Here is a 16,665-nt window from a genome sequence, read left to right on the forward strand (position 1 = left end):
TGAAATGACTTCTGTACAGTCCCTGACCCGGTTGCCTTTCGGCAACCGGGTTCTTGATTTGGCCCGGACGCATGTCATGGGCATTCTCAATGTCACCCCCGATTCTTTTTCCGATGGCGGCAGATACAGTCAGCTCGACGCGGCCTTGCGTCATGCCGAAGCCATGGTTGCGGCGGGCGCGACACTGATCGATGTGGGCGGAGAGTCGACCCGACCAGGCGCGCGGGCGGTTTCTCCATTGGAGGAGCTGGAGCGTGTCGCTCCCGTCGTCGAGCTGATCAGTCGCGAACTGGATGTGGTCATATCGGTCGATACATCCACTCCGGCGGTCATGCGCGAGACGGCTCGGTTAGGTGCCGGCTTGATCAACGACGTTCGTTCGCTACGGCGCGATGGTGCGCTGGATGCTGCTGCTGCCACGGGGCTGCCTGTATGCCTTATGCATATGCTCGGCGAGCCTGGTGATATGCAGGACGATCCGCGTTATCAGGATGTCACCCGGGAGGTGGGTGAGTTTCTTGCCGAACGCATGGCTAAGTGTGAGGTGGCAGGCATTCCTGCCGAGCGGATCATTCTCGATCCGGGATTCGGCTTCGCCAAAACCCTGCAGCACAATCTAAGCTTGTTCAAGCATATGGAAGCCCTGCATGCGCTGGGGCGGCCACTGTTGGTGGGCGTTTCGCGCAAAAGCATGATCGGTCATGCATTGAATCGCCCTGTGGGTGAGCGTCTTTACGGTGGTCTGGCACTGGCTGCACTGGCATCGGTGAAAGGTGCGCGTATATTGCGCGTCCATGACGTGGCGGAAACGGTGGACGTGGTGCGAATGCTCGCGGCCGTGGAATCAGCCGAATAAGAATGATGGAGCACTTATGAGCAAGAAATACTTTGGTACTGACGGCATTCGTGGTCGTGTCGGGGAATACCCGATCACTCCGGACTTCATGCTCAAGCTCGGTTGGGCTGCCGGTATGGCCTTTCGCAAGATGGGTGCCTGCAAGGTGCTGGTCGGCAAGGACACGCGGATTTCCGGCTACATGTTTGAATCGGCCCTTGAGGCTGGTCTGACATCTGCGGGAGCCGATGTAATGCTGCTCGGCCCGATGCCGACTCCAGCCATCGCCTATTTGTCGCGTACGTTCCAGGCTGAAGCCGGGATCGTAATCAGCGCATCGCACAATCCGCATGACGATAACGGTATCAAGTTCTTCTCCGGCAAGGGCACCAAGCTGCCTGATGAGCTGGAGCTGATGATCGAGGAGTTGCTCGATACGCCAATGACCGTTGTCGAGTCGAGCAAGATCGGCAAGGTGTCGCGAATCAATGATGCGTCCGGTCGCTATATCGAGTTCTGCAAGAGCTCCGTGCCGACCGGTACCAGTTTCTCCGGCCTGAAGATCGTCATCGACTGCGCACACGGTGCCACCTATAAGGTTGCGCCGAGTGTTTTCCGTGAGCTGGGTGCCGAGGTCGTCGTTTTGTCGGCGCAGCCTAACGGCCTGAACATCAATGACAACTGCGGCTCCACGCATATGGGGCAATTGCAGGCGGCGGTGTTGTCCGAACATGCGGATCTGGGTATCGCCTTCGACGGCGATGGTGACCGGGTGCTGATGGTCGACCACACTGGTGCGATTGTTGATGGTGACGAGCTGTTGTACATCATTGCGCGCGATCTGCATGAGCGCGGCAAGTTGCAGGGCGGTGTTGTCGGTACCTTGATGAGTAACCTCGGGCTTGAGCTCGCGCTCGCAGACTTGGGTATTCCTTTCGTGCGCGCCAATGTCGGTGACCGCTATGTAATCGCCGAACTGCTGGAGCGTAACTGGCTGGTCGGTGGCGAGAACTCGGGGCATGTCGTGTGCTTCAATCACACCACCACGGGTGATGCGATCATTGCGGCTTTGCAGGTGCTGATGGCACTGAAGACGCGTAACGAGGGGCTTGCTCAAACTCGCCAGGCGCTGCGCAAGTGTCCGCAGGTGCTGATCAATGTGCGTTTCGGTGGTGGCGAAAGCCCGCTGGAACATCCGGCTGTCAAGGAAGCGAGTGCGCGCGTAACCCAGGCGATGGCGGGTCGTGGTCGTGTGCTTTTGCGCAAGTCCGGAACAGAGCCTCTGGTGCGAGTGATGGTCGAAGGCGAGGACGAAACCCAGGTTCGTGGCTATGCCGAAGAACTGGCAAAACTGGTAACTGAAGTTTCTGCCTGATTCGGCTTGCCAGCCATGATTGTGTTGGGTAACATCTGCGCCCACTTTGACCGACGAGGTACAGCATGCGTCGCCCTATGGTAGCTGGTAACTGGAAGATGCACGGTACCCGCGCCAGCGTCGCTGAGCTGATCAACGGCCTTCGTCATCTGGCCTTGCCAAGCGGTGTTGATGTCGCGGTATTCCCGCCTTGCTTGTATATCAATCAAGTGATTGATGGCTTGAAAGGCAAATCGATTTCGGTCGGTGCGCAGAACTCTGCGGTGGAATCCATGCAGGGTGCGTTGACGGGCGAGATTGCGCCGAGTCAGTTGGTGGATGCAGGTTGTTCCCTGGTGCTTGTCGGGCACTCCGAACGCCGCCAGATCATGGGCGAGCGAGACGGAATGCTGAATCGCAAGTTCGCAGCGGCACAGGCATGTGGCTTGATTCCGGTGTTGTGTGTGGGGGAGACCCTGGAGCAACGAGAGGCCGGAAAGACTCTTGAAGTTGTCGGGCGTCAGCTGGGCAGTATCATAGAGGAGCTGGGTGTCGGTGCTTTTGCCAATGCAGTGATCGCTTACGAGCCGGTCTGGGCGATTGGTACCGGGCTGACTGCAACGCCGCAACAGGCTCAGGATGTGCATAAAGCCATTCGCGAGCAGTTGGCGGCAGAGAATTCTGAAGTGGCACGGGGTGTGCGGCTTCTATACGGCGGCAGCGTGAAGGCGGCCAATGCGGTCGAACTGTTCGGCATGCCGGATATCGATGGGGGGCTCATTGGTGGAGCTTCCCTGAATGCAGATGAGTTCGGTGCGATCTGTCGCGCCGCGGGAAACTGAAAAAATGCTGGAAACAGTCGTAGTCGTTTTTCATCTGCTGGGTGCATTGGGCGTAGTTGCTCTGGTTTTGCTGCAGCAGGGTAAAGGTGCGGACGCTGGCGCGTCTTTCGGAGCAGGTGCTTCAAATACTGTGTTCGGAAGCCAAGGTTCCTCTACCTTTCTTAGTAAGTTTACTGCTATACTTGCCGCCGGTTTCTTCATAACCAGCTTGGGGTTAGGATACTTTGCTAAAGAGAAGGCTCATCAGCTGACTCAAGCAGGTTTGCCAAACCCGGCAGTGTTGGAAGTTCCAAAGCAACAACCGGCTTCTGATGATGTCCCGGTGCTTCAAGAGCAAAAGTCGGCTACTCCAGCGACTGACGTGCCTCCAGCTCAAGAGCAGAAGTAAGAAGGGTTTCAAACGTAGTATTGCCGAGGTGGTGGAATTGGTAGACACGCAACCTTGAGGTGGTTGTGCCCATAGGGTGTAGGGGTTCGAGTCCCCTTCTCGGTACCAATTAGTCAGGAGAGCCCGCTGTTGCGGGCTTTCTTGCAGGTGGAAGGTTACATTGACCCTAAAAGGGATCGGTCGTATACTTCCGCCCCAGCTTTGTCGCGGGGTGGAGCAGTCTGGTAGCTCGTCGGGCTCATAACCCGAAGGTCGTCGGTTCAAATCCGGCCCCCGCAACCAGTTTAAGGAGCCCCTTTTAAGGGGCTTTTTGTTAGCTGGACACTTTCAACGCCGCTGTTCGACGGCGTTTCAAGGATGGGCGTTTCGCCCATTTTTTTATTTTGCATAGCATGCACATACATGCACGAGGGGGTTCAGGTGTCGAGCAAGCTAGAAGAGTTGCAGGCCTTGCTGGCCCCGGTGGTCGTGGCCCTAGGCTATGAATGCTGGGGTATTGAGTTTTCGGCTCAAGGTCGCCACTCAATGTTGCGCGTTTATATCGATAAGGAAGGCGGCGTACTGGTGGACGATTGCGCCATCGTCAGCCGTCAGATCAGCGGTGTGCTGGATGTTGAAGATCCGATCTCCGTTGAATACACCCTTGAAGTTTCCTCGCCAGGCATGGAACGCCCACTGTTCACTCTTGAGCAGTTTGCCAAATATGTCGGTGAACAAGTGAAGATCAAGCTGCGCTCGCCTTTTGAAGGTCGACGCAACTTTCAGGGCCTTCTGCGCGGTGTAGAAGAGCAGGACGTCGTGGTGCAGGTAGATGACCATGAGTTCCTGTTGCCGATCGATATGATCGACAAGGCCAACATTATTCCCAGTTTTGACTGAGACGCGGATCCCGCGGATCCAATGGCTTGCGAAAGGCGAGGCGTACGATGAGCAAAGAAGTACTGCTGGTTGTTGAGTCGGTATCCAATGAAAAGGGTGTACCGGCAAGCGTGATTTTTGAAGCGCTGGAGCTGGCTCTGGCCACTGCTACCAAAAAGCGTTTTGAAGACGAAGTTGATCTGCGTGTGGAAATCAACCGCCACACCGGTTCTTACGAAACTTTCCGTCGCTGGACGGTCGTCGAAGAGAATGATCTCGATGATCCGGCCATCGAAACCTGGCCGAGCAAGGTTGCTGAAACGCATCCCGGCGCCAAGGTTGGCGACGTCGTTGAAGAAAAGATCGAGTCCATCGAGTTCGGCCGCATCGCTGCGCAGACCGCCAAGCAGGTCATCGTGCAGAAAGTGCGCGAAGCCGAGCGCGCTCAAGTGGTTGACGCTTATCGCGAGCGCCTGGGGGAAATCATCTCCGGCACCGTGAAGAAAGTGACCCGCGACAACGTGATCGTCGACCTGGGTAATAACGCTGAAGCGTTGCTGGCCCGTGAAGACATCATCTCTCGCGAAACCTTCCGTGTCGGCGTGCGTCTGCGTGCGCTGCTCAAGGAAATCCGCACCGAGAACCGCGGCCCTCAGCTGATCCTGTCGCGTACCGCGCCGGAAATGCTGATCGAGCTGTTCCGTATCGAGGTGCCGGAAATCGCTGAAGGTCTGATCGAAGTCATGGCCGCATCCCGTGATCCGGGTTCGCGTGCCAAGATCGCTGTCCGCTCCAAGGACAAACGCATCGACCCGCAAGGCGCGTGCATCGGTATGCGCGGTTCGCGCGTCCAGGCCGTGTCGGGCGAGTTGGGTGGCGAGCGTGTCGACATCGTCCTGTGGGACGACAACCCGGCCCAGTTCGTGATCAATGCCATGTCGCCGGCAGAAGTGGCGGCCATCATCGTTGACGAAGATGCCCATGCCATGGACATCGCTGTTGGCGCAGACAATCTGGCTCAGGCCATCGGTCGTGGTGGTCAGAACGTGCGTCTGGCGAGCCAGCTGACTGGCTGGACCCTGAACGTGATGACCGAATCGGACATCCAGGCTAAGCAGCAAGCGGAAACCGGCGACATCCTGCGCAACTTCATCGACGAGCTGGAAGTCGACGAAGAACTGGCTCAGGTGCTGGTAGACGAAGGCTTCACCAGCCTGGAAGAGATTGCCTACGTACCGTTGGAAGAAATGCTTAACATCGACGGCTTTGACGAAGACATCGTCAACGAGCTTCGCGCTCGTGCCAAGGATCGCTTGTTGACCAAAGCCATCGCTACTGAGGAAAAGCTGGCAGACGCCCATCCGGCCGAAGACCTGCTCTCGCTTGAGGGTATGGACAAGGATTTGGCGATGGAACTGGCGGTGCGCGGCGTAATTACCCGCGAAGACCTGGCCGAGCAGTCTATTGACGACCTGCTCGACATCGACGGCATTGACGATGATCGTGCCGGCAAGTTGATCATGGCCGCCCGAGCCCACTGGTTCGAGTAATTAGGCGCGGCCTGAGGAGAGAAGTGCATGACGCAAGTCACGGTGAAACAACTGGCCGATGAGGTCAAAACACCGGTAGAGCGCCTGTTGCAGCAGATGCGTGAGGCAGGTCTGCCGCACACCGCCGCCGAAGAAAATGTGACTGACAGTGAGAAGCAATCCCTGCTGACCCACTTGAAAAGCAGCCACAAGGCGAAAGTGGAAGAACCACGCAAGATCACGCTGCAGCGTAAAACCACCAGCACCCTGCGTGTTGCTGGCAGCAAAAGCATCAGCGTTGAAGTCCGCAAGAAGAAAGTTTTCGTACAGCGTAGCCCGGAAGAAATCGAAGCCGAGCGCAAGCGTGAACTGGATGAACGTCGCGCAGTAGAAAATGCTGCCCGTCAGAAGGCTGAAGAAGAAGCCCGTGTGCGCGCCGAAGAAGAAGCGCGTCGCCAGCCTGCTGCGCCGTCCGCTCCTGCCGAAGCCGTCGCTGCTCTTGCGCCAGTGGCCGAACCTGTGCGCGAAGCCGCGCCGGTTGTGGCTGCTGCGCCAGCTGCCGACACTCGCAAGCGTGACGAACAGCGCCGTCCGGACAAACCACGTGCCGACGACAACAACCGTCGTGGCGGTGGTGATGGCGAGCGCAAAAACGCTCCGCATCGCGCATCGGTCAAGGAAAAGGCTCCCGCTCCACGTGTGGCGCCACGCACTACCGACGAAGAAAGCGATGGCTTCCGTCGCGGCGGTCGCGGCAAGGCCAAGCTGAAAAAGCGCAACGCTCACGGTTTCCAGAGCCCGACCGGCCCTGTCGTGCGTGAAGTGAAGATCGGCGAAACCATCACTGTTGGCGATCTCGCTCAGCAGATGTCGGTGAAGGCTGCCGAAATCATCAAGTTCATGTTCAAACTGGGTACTCCAGCGACCATCAACCAGGTGCTTGATCAGGAAACTGCTCAACTGGTAGCCGAAGAACTGGGCCACAAAGTGACCCTGGTCAGCGACACCGCCCTGGAAGATTCCTTGGCCGAGTCCCTGAAGTTCGAAGGTGAAGCGGTTCCTCGTGCGCCGGTCGTGACCGTAATGGGTCACGTTGACCACGGTAAGACCTCGCTGCTCGACTACATCCGTCGTGCCAAGGTAGCTGCTGGCGAAGCCGGCGGTATCACCCAGCACATCGGTGCATACCACGTTGAAACCGAACGCGGCATGGTCACCTTCCTCGACACCCCTGGTCACGCCGCGTTTACCGCCATGCGTGCCCGTGGTGCCAAGGCGACCGACATCGTGATCCTGGTGGTTGCGGCGGACGACGGCGTGATGCCACAAACCATCGAAGCTGTTCAGCACGCTGTTGCTGCTGGCGTTCCGCTGGTAGTTGCGGTGAACAAGATCGACAAGCCGGGCGCTGATCTCGATCGCATCCGTAGCGAGTTGTCGGCCCACGGCGTGACCTCTGAAGACTGGGGTGGTGATACTCCATTCGTTCCGGTCTCCGCGAAGATGGGTACCGGCGTCGACGAACTGCTTGAAGCTGTATTGCTGCAGGCCGAAGTTCTCGAGCTGACTGCCACTCCATCGGCTCCTGGCCGTGGTGTCGTGGTTGAATCGCGCCTCGACAAGGGCCGTGGCCCAGTGGCGACCGTTCTGGTTCAGGACGGTACGCTGCGTCAAGGCGACATGGTGCTGGTCGGCTCGAACTATGGCCGCGTGCGCGCCATGCTCGACGAGAACGGCAAGCCGATCAAGGAAGCGGGCCCGGCCATTCCGGTCGAGATCCTCGGCCTGGACGGTACGCCTGACGCTGGCGACGAGATGAGCGTGGTTGCCGACGAGAAGAAAGCCCGTGAAGTGGCTCTGTTCCGTCAAGGCAAATTCCGCGAAGTCAAACTGGCTCGTGCTCATGCCGGCAAGCTGGAAAACATCTTCGAAAGCATGGGTCAGGAAGAGAAGAAGACGCTCAACATCGTCCTCAAATCCGACGTCCGTGGTTCGCTGGAAGCCTTGCAGGGCGCTCTGAACGGCCTGGGCAACGACGAAGTGCAAGTGCGTGTGGTCGGTGGCGGCGTCGGTGGTATCACCGAATCCGATGCCAACCTGGCACTGGCTTCCAACGCTGTACTGTTCGGCTTCAACGTGCGTGCCGATGCCGGCGCACGGAAGATCGTCGAGCAGGAAGGTCTGGACATGCGTTACTACAACGTGATCTACGACATCATCGAAGACGTCAAGAAAGCCCTGACCGGTATGCTTGGCAGCGATGTTCGCGAGAACATCCTCGGTGTGGCCGAAGTCCGTGACGTATTCCGTTCGCCTAAGTTCGGCGCCATCGCCGGCTGCATGGTGATCGAGGGTACTGTTCACCGTAACCGTCCGATCCGTGTACTGCGTGAAGACATCGTTATCTTCGAAGGCGAGCTGGAATCCCTGCGCCGCTTCAAGGATGACGCTTCCGAAGTACGTGCCGGCATGGAATGCGGTATCGGCGTGAAGAGCTACAACGACGTCAAAGTCGGCGACAAGATCGAAGTCTTCGAGAAGGTTCAGGTTGCTCGCAGCCTCTGACTCGCGCACTTCAAGGGCCACGTCGGGCCGCCGCATGCAAGTGCGCGGCACGGCGTCAGGACTCTAAACGCAACGCCCGGTCTGGCTTTTGTCAGGCCGGGCGTTTGCCGCTTTCAGACCTTGCGGGTTTCACCGCGGGGCAGTAACAGGTAACAAATCATGGCAAAAGAATACAGCCGTACCCAACGTATCGGCGATCAGATGCAGCGTGAGCTGGCCCAGCTGATCCGTCGTGAAGTCAAAGACCCGCGCGTCGGCCTGGTCACCATTACCGCTGTGGAAGTCAGCCGTGACGTCGGTCACGCGAAGATCTTCATCACCGTAATGGGGCAAGACAACGCCGAAGACATCGCGCAAAGCATCAAGGTGCTCAACGCAGCCGCCGGTTTCCTGCGCATGCAGCTGGCCCGTGAAATGAAGCTGCGCAGCGTGCCGCAATTGCACTTCCACTACGACGAAAGCGTCGTGCGGGGTGCGCACCTGTCGGCCCTGATCGAGCGCGCCGTGGCTGAGGACAATCAGCACGTGGCTGCGGCAGAACCCGAAGACACCAAGGAGTAACTCGGTGGCTCAGGTCAAACGTATCCGTCGTAACGTCAGCGGCATCATCCTGCTCGACAAACCGCTGGGGTTCACCTCCAACGCCGCATTGCAGAAGGTTCGCTGGTTGCTCAACGCCGAGAAGGCCGGTCACACCGGCAGTCTCGACCCACTGGCCACCGGCGTTCTGCCGTTGTGCTTTGGCGAGGCGACCAAGTTCTCGCAGTACCTGCTCGATTCCGACAAGGGTTACGAAACTCTGGCGCAACTGGGCAAGACCACCACGACGGCGGACGCCGAAGGTGAGGTTTTGCAGGAGCGTCCGGTGACCGTTGGTCAGGCCGACATTGAAGCCGTTCTGCCGAAATTTCGCGGGCAAATCAGTCAGATACCGCCGATGTACTCGGCTCTCAAGCGTGATGGCCAGCCGCTGTACAAGTTGGCCCGTGCAGGCGAAGTAGTGGAGCGCGAACCGCGTTCTGTTACTATTGCGCGCTTGGAATTGCTGGCCTTCGAAGGCGATACTGCGCGTCTTGCGGTGGATTGCAGCAAGGGCACCTATATTCGCACCCTGGTGGAGGATATCGGTGAGCAACTCGGTTGTGGTGCGTACGTCGCTGAACTGCGTCGTACCCAGGCCGGGCCTTTCACCCTGGCGCAGACCGTGACCCTCGAAGAGCTGGAAGCGGTACATGCCGAAGGCGGCAACGAAGCGGTCGACCGCTTCCTGATGCCATCGGACAGCGGCCTGCAGGATTGGCCGTTGCTGCAGTTCTCGGAAGCGAGCGCGTTCTACTGGCTCAACGGCCAGCCGGTACGCGCCCCGGATGCTCCGAAGTTCGGCATGGTGCGGGTACAGGATCACAACGGTCGCTTCATCGGTATCGGTGAAGTGAGCGAAGACGGGCGCATCGCGCCGCGTCGACTGATTCGGTCAGAATGACCGGAAACCGGTCTGTGTAACAGCAGGCCGGCGAGTGTGGCTGTCAACAGGCACGGTCACTACTCATTTATAGATACAGGGATTTGTCCCTGGCCTGTTGAAACTGTTTTTGAAACAGTTTCCTGATAAAAGGATTGCCTCATGGCTCTCGACGTTCAAGAAAAAGCTCAAATCGTTGCCGACTACCAGCAAGCTGTTGGTGATACTGGTTCGCCAGAAGTGCAAGTTGCACTGCTGACCGCCAACATCAACAAACTGCAAGGTCACTTCAAGGCCAACGGTAAAGACCACCACTCCCGTCGTGGTCTGATCCGCATGGTTAACCAGCGTCGCAAGCTGCTGGACTACCTGAAAGGCAAGGACGTGAGCCGTTACAGCGCTCTGATCGCTCGCCTGGGTCTGCGTCGCTAATCAGCGATTGCGCTATGAGGTTGGTTGTCTGTCAGACGTCAGCGGGTTTCCGCCGGCGTCTGGCAGGCTCCCAGCCTCAAGTTTTATCTGGATGCACGTTTTACCCTGGACAGGCGTCGGGCCGATTCCCGGCATTGCCCAAGAATTTCGCAAGAAACCAGTTCCCCCAAGAGCCACAAAGAAGGTAGGACACCGTGAACCCGGTAATCAAAAAATTCCAGTTCGGTCAGTCGACCGTTACCCTCGAGACTGGCCGTATCGCCCGTCAGGCCTCCGGCGCAGTATTGGTCACCGTTGACGACGACGTCAGCGTATTGGTGACCGTAGTCGGTGCCAAGCAAGCCGATCCGGGCAAGGGCTTCTTCCCTCTGTCCGTTCACTACCAGGAAAAAACTTACGCTGCCGGTAAGATCCCTGGCGGTTTCTTCAAGCGTGAAGGCCGTCCTTCCGAGAAAGAAACCCTGACTTCCCGACTGATCGACCGTCCGATCCGTCCGCTGTTCCCTGAAGGTTTCATGAACGAAGTGCAGGTTGTCTGCACCGTCGTTTCCACCAGCAAGAAGACCGATCCGGACATCGCTGCGATGATCGGTACCTCGGCTGCCCTGGCGATCTCCGGCATTCCGTTCGACGGCCCGATCGGTGCCGCTCGCGTTGCTTTCCACGAAAGCACCGGCTACCTGCTGAACCCGACCTACGAGCAGCAAGCTGCCTCGAGCCTGGACATGGTTGTTGCCGGTACTTCGGACGCCGTGCTGATGGTTGAATCGGAAGCCAAAGAGCTGACCGAAGACCAGATGCTGGGCGCAGTACTGTTTGCTCACGACGAGTTCCAGGTCGTGATCAACGCCGTTAAAGAACTGGCTGCCGAAGCTGCCAAGCCAACCTGGACCTGGGCACCTGCTCCAGAAGCCACCGAGCTGCTGGCTGCTATCCGTTCCGAGTTCGGCGAAGCAATCTCCCAGGCTTACACCATCACCATCAAGGCCGACCGTTATGCGCGTCTGGGCGAGCTGCGTGACCAGGTTGTTGCCAAGCTGTCCGGTGAAGAAGGCCAGCCTTCGGCTTCCGACGTCAAAGCCGCTTTCGGCGAAATCGAATACCGCACCGTTCGCGAAAACATCGTAAACGGCAAGCCACGTATCGACGGTCGCGACACCCGCACCGTACGTCCGCTGAACATCGAAGTCGGCGTTCTGCCGAAGACCCACGGTTCGGCACTGTTCACCCGTGGCGAAACCCAGGCTCTGGTCGTTGCGACTCTGGGCACCGCCCGTGACGCACAACTGCTGGACACCCTGGAAGGCGAGAAAAAAGACCCGTTCATGCTGCACTACAACTTCCCTCCGTTCTCGGTGGGCGAGTGTGGTCGCATGGGTGGCGCCGGTCGTCGTGAAATCGGTCACGGCCGTCTGGCCCGTCGTTCGGTTTCGGCCATGCTGCCAGCCGCTGATGTGTTCCCGTACACCATCCGTGTGGTATCGGAAATCACCGAATCCAACGGTTCGAGCTCGATGGCTTCCGTTTGCGGTGCTTCCCTGGCCCTGATGGACGCTGGTGTTCCGATGAAGGCACCGGTTGCCGGTATCGCCATGGGTCTGGTTAAAGAAGGCGAGAAGTTCGCCGTCCTGACCGACATCCTGGGTGACGAAGACCACCTGGGCGACATGGACTTCAAAGTAGCCGGTACCGCCAAAGGTGTGACCGCGCTGCAGATGGACATCAAGATCAAGGGCATCACCGAAGAGATCATGGAAATCGCTCTGGGCCAAGCCCTGGAAGCGCGCCTGAACATCCTCGGCCAGATGAACCAGATCATTGGCCAGTCGCGTACCGAACTGTCGGCCAACGCTCCGACCATGATCGCGATGAAGATCGACACCGACAAGATCCGTGACGTTATCGGTAAAGGCGGCGCGACCATCCGTGCGATCTGCGAAGAGACCAAGGCTTCGATCGACATCGAAGACGACGGTTCGATCAAGATCTTCGGCGAAACCAAGGAAGCTGCAGAAGCCGCACGTCAGCGCGTTCTGGGTATCACCGCAGAGGCCGAGATCGGCAAGATCTACGTCGGCAAGGTTGAGCGCATCGTCGACTTCGGCGCATTCGTCAACATCCTGCCGGGCAAGGACGGTCTGGTTCACATCTCGATGCTGAGCGACGCTCGCGTAGAGAAAGTGACCGACATCCTGAAAGAAGGCCAGGAAGTGGAAGTGCTGGTACTGGACGTGGACAACCGCGGCCGTATCAAGCTGTCCATCAAAGACGTGGCAGCTGCCAAGGCTTCGGGCGTTTAATCACCCCGCAGTTACAGCGCAATGAAAATGCCCCGCCGTGAAAACGGTGGGGCATTTTTTTGTCCGTGAAATATCGAGTCATTCGGCGAAGTTGCCGACCTGCAAGACCAGTGCTAGGTTTAGCCCACCGCCCGTGTAGCTCAGCCGGTAGAGCAGCGCACTCGTAACGCGAAGGTCGCAGGTTCGATTCCTGTCTCGGGCACCACTTCGCTTTTCCCTTCTTCCTGCTCCCCCTCGAAGTCCGGTTTTATGTTCTCCCGGTCAACTTTTTGTGGGAGAGATGTAAAGTCCCGTGTAATTCGCTCGCCAAACATCCTATATTCATTGTCTGCATGAGCATCGCCCAGCAGTTTTCAGATGATCCCGAATGGTTCCGAAGGCCGGACAGTCCGCGTCAGAGAGATCCTTGATGATCCACATCCATCTTCCATTCTTATGATCAGCGAGAACGCCATGATCCCTAAAGAGCAAAGAATTGATGCAGCGCTAGAGAAGTATTTGGCAGCGACTCCCTCCTTACAGGAAGAAATCAGTGCTCTGGATGCTTCCGAACAAAAGCAGGAGGTGCAATGGGCATTCGAGGATGAAGCCGATTCACGCGGGTTAGAGCATTGGGAACTGGTACTTGAGTTCGTTGCTGAGACGCCGGAGGAGCTCAAAACCATGCGTCTGGAGGTTTATCAGGAAGTTGCGGAGGCTTTGGGGATGGACTTGCCGGAATACCTTGAGCTGAATGAAATCGAAATTTGAAACAAAAACGCCAGCCTCAAAAGGGCTGGCGTTTTTTATTGTGTGGTCGACTCAGATGCTCAGGCGCATCGACAGGTCCACGGCCTTCACATCCTTGGTCATCGCGCCGATCGAGATGTAATCCACCCCGGTCTGTGCGATCGGCAGCAGCGTGCTTTCGTTGATGCCGCCACTGGCTTCCAGTTTTGCCTTGCCGCCGTTCAGGCGCACGGCTTCGCGCATGTCATCAAGGCTCAGTTCGTCGAGCATGATGATTTCGGCACCGGCGGCCAGCGCTTCTTTCAGTTCCTCCAGACTTTCCACTTCGATTTCCACCGGTTTGCCCGGCGCAATCTTGTGCGCGGCGGCAATGGCCTGCGGGATGCCACCGCTGGCGGCGATATGGTTTTCCTTGATCAGGAATGCGTCGTAGAGGCCGATGCGATGGTTATGGCAACCGCCGCAGGTGACCGCGTATTTCTGCGCCAGACGCAGGCCCGGCAGGGTCTTGCGGGTGTCGAGCAGTTTCACCGACGTCTCGGCGACAAAGTCCGCCAGGTACTGCGCGCGGGTCGCCACGCCCGACAGCAACTGCAGGAAATTCAATGCACTGCGCTCACCGGTCAGCAGCGAACGGGCGGGGCCTTCCAGGTGAAACAGCGGCTGATTCGGCGAAACCCGTTCGCCATCGCGCACCTGCCAATGCACCGCCACCCGTGGATCGAGCTGGCGGAACACCGCATCGACCCAGGCCGTGCCACTGATGACGGCGGCGTCGCGGGTGATGATGGTGGCTTTGGCCAAGCGTTCGGCCGGGATCAGTTGCGCGGTGATGTCGCCGCTGCCGATGTCTTCGAGCAACGCACGGCGCACGTTGGCTTCGATTTCGGCGGTCAAATCGGCGAGACGTAGATTCGGCATAACGGGCTCCACAAACTAAGTGGCCCGATTATAGGGGCATGGCGTCGGCCAACCCAAGGCGAGAACAGCCACGCAGCGCTGCATCCGGTCGATTTTCTTTGAGCAAACCCGTTTCTGTCGTGGTCACTGCAAGGTGTCGGCGCATAGGGGAAACCCTGACGGCTCTGGCGCCGGGGACATCTTTTGCAAGATAATCCGCCTTGCATTTGACGCCATGACTTTGACGTCGGCAAATCACCGTTTCAGGAGGCTTGGATGCACAACGACGGGAATGTAGTGCCTCTGCACAAGGCCACTACCGATCAGGCGACTCACTCGCCGCTCGCCCGCCTGCCTGTGATTCTGCTTCAGGTTCGCGACAAGGCTGCCCAGCGCCTGCGCAACGGTTTGCAGGAACTGTTCGATAACGCCGACGACACCCTGTTCGAGATGGCCGACCGGGCACGCAACGACGTCGAACAGAACATCTTTTTCGAAGCCATGCGAGACCTGCGCCTCAAGCGCAAGAACATCGAGCGCGGTTTTCTCGAGCAATTCTTCGAAGCTTTTGTCGGCCTCACTCAATTCGATCCCGTCCCCAGCGTCCTTTCTCATGCTTTGCAGAGTGAGGACAGCACCGCGCGCACCGACGACATGGAGCGCAACGTCGCGGTCGAGACGATGGTCGGCCGCGTACTGAATCGCGACGGGTTCGCCCTCGACCAACTGACTGCGCGATTCAATGCGCTGTTGGGCAAGACCCTGGACGATCAATACAACCCGCTGGGCCCGGCCATGCTTTGCGAGTTCTTCCTGCAAGCGGGGCGCAATCTGGGGGTGGAGATCAAGGTCAAACTGATCCTGCTCAAACTGTTCGAGCGTTATGTGCTGGCTGATACCGATCAACTCTACGCCGAAGCCAATCAACTGCTGATCGCCACGGGCGTGTTGCCCGAACTCAAGCCGGCACCGGCCCGTCGCGCCATCGATCAGGCCGTGGCCAGCGTGCAGAGCGAATTCGAGGGTGTCGACAAAACCCAGGCCGATGCGGGCGTGCAGGAGGTCTTCGCCGCGTTGCAGGAGTTGCTGCTGCACGTGCGCGGCACCGTTGCGCCGACCCTGGAACCCAGCGCTCCCGCCCAACCGATTTCCACCCGCGACCTGCTGCGTCTGCTCTCGCACTTGCAGCAATACGTGCCGGCGCTGGCGGTGCAGGACGATTTCGATCTGCGCCATCAGCTTGAACAGTTGCTGACCCGGGTCAGCGTACGCAGCGGCAAATCACGAATTGTTGGCGGTGCCGACGAAGATGTGATCAATCTGGTGGCCATGGTCTTCGACTGCATCCTCGATGATCGCAATCTGCCGGATTCGCTCAAGGCGTTGATCGCCCGGTTGCAGATCCCGATGTTGAAGGTCGCGGTGATCGACAAAAGCTTCTTCAGCCGCAGCAGCCACCCGGCGCGGCGCCTGCTGAACGAAATTGCCGAAGCAGCGATGGGCTGGGGCGAGTGCGACGGCAATGCGCGCGACAGCCTGTACCTGCGCATCGAGCAAGTGGTGCAGCGCCTGCTGACGGATTTCGTCGATGACCCGGCGATTTTTTCCGAGTTGCTGGCGGACTTCCTCGCATTCACCAGTGACGAGCGCCGTCGCAGCGAATTGCTCGAACAGCGTTTGCGCGATGCCGAAGAGGGCCGGGCGAAAACCGAGCTGGCTCGCCAGCGTGTCGAGCAGGCGCTCAATCAGGCGTTGCTGGGCAAAGTCTTGCCACCGTCGGTGGTGACATTCGTGCAGGAAGCCTGGAGCAAGGTGTTGCTGCTGACCTGTCTCAAGCACGGCGATCAGTCTGCCGAATGGCAGGCCGACGTGCAGACCATGGAGCAATTGATCTGGAGCGTGCAGCGCCACGATGACGCCGAAGCGGGTCTGCGCCTGCTGGCGCTGGTGCCGGGGTTGCTCAAGTCATTGCGCGATGGCCTGAGCAGTTCGGCCTTCGATCCGTTTGCCACCAGCGGCTTTTTCAGTGAGCTGGAAGCGCTGCATGTGCGCCTGCTCGAACCATGCAGCGAGCCGGATCAGTCCGCGTTGCCGGAAATGATCGAAGTGTCGCAGGCGATTGTCTTGCAGATGGCTGACGACGGCCTTCAGCCCCGCACGCCGGCACGTTTGCCGGCTGACGACGCAGGTTTGCGCCAGGTCGATCAGTTGCGCCTGGGCAGTTGGGTGGCGTTCGAGGAAGACGAAGAACACACCCTGCGCTGCAAACTGGCGGCGATCATCGAGGCCACCGGCAAATACGTGTTTGTCGACCGTACCGGGATGAAAGTGCTGGAGCGCGATCGCACGGAACTGGCCCTGGCGTTTCGTCGCGGCGCGGTGCGGGCGCTGGACGACACCTTGCTGTTCGACCGGGCGCTGGAGTCGGTGCTCGGCAATCTGCGGCGACTCAATCGCGGCAAGTGATCGCG

General features: G+C 58.7%; 14 protein-coding genes and 3 tRNA genes. 16 read left to right on the top strand and 1 reads right to left on the bottom strand.

Annotation, left to right across the window (positions count from 1 at the left end; all coding sequences use genetic code 11):
• Positions 1 to 4: 4 nt before the first annotated feature.
• The 15 genes from folP (at position 5) to QR290_RS05295 (ending at position 13,315) form a co-directional block, all read left to right on the top strand.
• Positions 5 to 856, top strand: coding sequence for a dihydropteroate synthase (gene folP / locus QR290_RS05225; RefSeq protein WP_289204489.1), 852 nt, complete (start codon positions 5 to 7; stop codon positions 854 to 856).
• A 16-nt stretch (positions 857 to 872) separates the two neighbouring features.
• Positions 873 to 2,210 carry a phosphoglucosamine mutase gene (gene glmM, locus QR290_RS05230; RefSeq protein WP_115076510.1) on the top strand — a complete coding sequence of 446 codons (1,338 nt, stop codon included), beginning with the start codon at positions 873 to 875 and terminating at the stop codon, positions 2,208 to 2,210.
• A gap of 65 nt (positions 2,211 to 2,275) precedes the next feature.
• Positions 2,276 to 3,031 (top strand): triose-phosphate isomerase, encoded by a 756-nt coding sequence (tpiA, locus tag QR290_RS05235; protein WP_007953744.1) that lies wholly within the window; start codon positions 2,276 to 2,278, stop codon positions 3,029 to 3,031.
• A gap of 4 nt (positions 3,032 to 3,035) precedes the next feature.
• Positions 3,036 to 3,419: a preprotein translocase subunit SecG gene (secG, locus tag QR290_RS05240; protein ID WP_011332406.1), complete on the top strand. Its 384-nt coding sequence runs from the start codon at positions 3,036 to 3,038 to the stop codon at positions 3,417 to 3,419.
• A 22-nt stretch (positions 3,420 to 3,441) separates the two neighbouring features.
• A tRNA-Leu gene (locus tag QR290_RS05245) sits at positions 3,442 to 3,527 on the top strand.
• A 97-nt stretch (positions 3,528 to 3,624) separates the two neighbouring features.
• Positions 3,625 to 3,701, top strand: a tRNA-Met gene (locus QR290_RS05250).
• Between the two features lie 138 nt (positions 3,702 to 3,839).
• Complete coding sequence (gene rimP, locus QR290_RS05255) at positions 3,840 to 4,298, top strand: ribosome maturation factor RimP (protein WP_039769696.1); 459 nt, start codon at positions 3,840 to 3,842, stop codon at positions 4,296 to 4,298.
• 47 nt (positions 4,299 to 4,345) lie between these two features.
• A complete protein-coding gene (gene nusA / locus QR290_RS05260; RefSeq protein WP_003221546.1) occupies positions 4,346 to 5,827 on the top strand; it encodes a transcription termination factor NusA in 1,482 nt (493 codons plus the stop codon).
• Between the two features lie 27 nt (positions 5,828 to 5,854).
• Entirely contained in the window at positions 5,855 to 8,371 is a 2,517-nt protein-coding gene (gene infB / locus QR290_RS05265; protein ID WP_289204490.1) for a translation initiation factor IF-2, read from the top strand.
• A gap of 159 nt (positions 8,372 to 8,530) precedes the next feature.
• Complete coding sequence (gene rbfA / locus QR290_RS05270) at positions 8,531 to 8,932, top strand: 30S ribosome-binding factor RbfA (RefSeq protein WP_007953741.1); 402 nt, start codon at positions 8,531 to 8,533, stop codon at positions 8,930 to 8,932.
• 4 nt (positions 8,933 to 8,936) lie between these two features.
• The gene (truB, locus tag QR290_RS05275) at positions 8,937 to 9,854 is read left to right on the top strand and encodes a tRNA pseudouridine(55) synthase TruB (RefSeq protein WP_007953739.1); all 918 of its coding nucleotides are present in this window, start codon (positions 8,937 to 8,939) and stop codon (positions 9,852 to 9,854) included.
• A 141-nt stretch (positions 9,855 to 9,995) separates the two neighbouring features.
• Positions 9,996 to 10,265, top strand: a complete 270-nt coding sequence (gene rpsO, locus QR290_RS05280; RefSeq protein ID WP_011332409.1) for a 30S ribosomal protein S15 — start codon at positions 9,996 to 9,998, stop codon at positions 10,263 to 10,265.
• A 194-nt stretch (positions 10,266 to 10,459) separates the two neighbouring features.
• The gene (gene pnp / locus QR290_RS05285) at positions 10,460 to 12,565 is read left to right on the top strand and encodes a polyribonucleotide nucleotidyltransferase (protein ID WP_007953735.1); all 2,106 of its coding nucleotides are present in this window, start codon (positions 10,460 to 10,462) and stop codon (positions 12,563 to 12,565) included.
• 129 nt (positions 12,566 to 12,694) lie between these two features.
• Positions 12,695 to 12,770 (top strand) — tRNA-Thr (locus tag QR290_RS05290).
• 248 nt (positions 12,771 to 13,018) lie between these two features.
• A complete protein-coding gene (locus QR290_RS05295) occupies positions 13,019 to 13,315 on the top strand; it encodes a DUF6388 family protein (protein ID WP_115079897.1) in 297 nt (98 codons plus the stop codon).
• 51 nt (positions 13,316 to 13,366) lie between these two features.
• Here the strand turns inward: QR290_RS05295 and nadC are convergent, their stop codons facing one another.
• Positions 13,367 to 14,215 (bottom strand): carboxylating nicotinate-nucleotide diphosphorylase, encoded by an 849-nt coding sequence (nadC, locus tag QR290_RS05300; RefSeq protein ID WP_103385633.1) that lies wholly within the window; start codon positions 14,213 to 14,215, stop codon positions 13,367 to 13,369.
• Between the two features lie 255 nt (positions 14,216 to 14,470).
• On the opposite strand from nadC, the gene QR290_RS05305 reads away from it, so the two are divergent.
• A complete protein-coding gene (locus QR290_RS05305; RefSeq protein ID WP_289204491.1) occupies positions 14,471 to 16,660 on the top strand; it encodes a DUF1631 domain-containing protein in 2,190 nt (729 codons plus the stop codon).
• Positions 16,661 to 16,665 lie beyond the last annotated feature (5 nt).

Source organism: Pseudomonas fluorescens (assembly GCF_030344995.1).
In the GTDB taxonomy this organism is placed as follows: Bacteria; Pseudomonadota; Gammaproteobacteria; order Pseudomonadales; family Pseudomonadaceae; genus Aquipseudomonas; species Aquipseudomonas fluorescens_BF.

Coding starts and splice junctions, on each gene's coding strand:
- folP (WP_289204489.1), top strand. CDS start 5: ATGACTTCTGTACAGTCCCTGACCCGGTTGCCTTTCGGCAACCGGGTT.
- glmM (WP_115076510.1), top strand. CDS start 873: ATGAGCAAGAAATACTTTGGTACTGACGGCATTCGTGGTCGTGTCGGG.
- tpiA (WP_007953744.1), top strand. CDS start 2,276: ATGCGTCGCCCTATGGTAGCTGGTAACTGGAAGATGCACGGTACCCGC.
- secG (WP_011332406.1), top strand. CDS start 3,036: ATGCTGGAAACAGTCGTAGTCGTTTTTCATCTGCTGGGTGCATTGGGC.
- nusA (WP_003221546.1), top strand. CDS start 4,346: ATGAGCAAAGAAGTACTGCTGGTTGTTGAGTCGGTATCCAATGAAAAG.
- infB (WP_289204490.1), top strand. CDS start 5,855: ATGACGCAAGTCACGGTGAAACAACTGGCCGATGAGGTCAAAACACCG.
- rbfA (WP_007953741.1), top strand. CDS start 8,531: ATGGCAAAAGAATACAGCCGTACCCAACGTATCGGCGATCAGATGCAG.
- rpsO (WP_011332409.1), top strand. CDS start 9,996: ATGGCTCTCGACGTTCAAGAAAAAGCTCAAATCGTTGCCGACTACCAG.
- QR290_RS05295 (WP_115079897.1), top strand. CDS start 13,019: ATGATCCCTAAAGAGCAAAGAATTGATGCAGCGCTAGAGAAGTATTTG.
- nadC (WP_103385633.1), bottom strand. CDS start 14,215: ATGCCGAATCTACGTCTCGCCGATTTGACCGCCGAAATCGAAGCCAAC.
- QR290_RS05305 (WP_289204491.1), top strand. CDS start 14,471: ATGCACAACGACGGGAATGTAGTGCCTCTGCACAAGGCCACTACCGAT.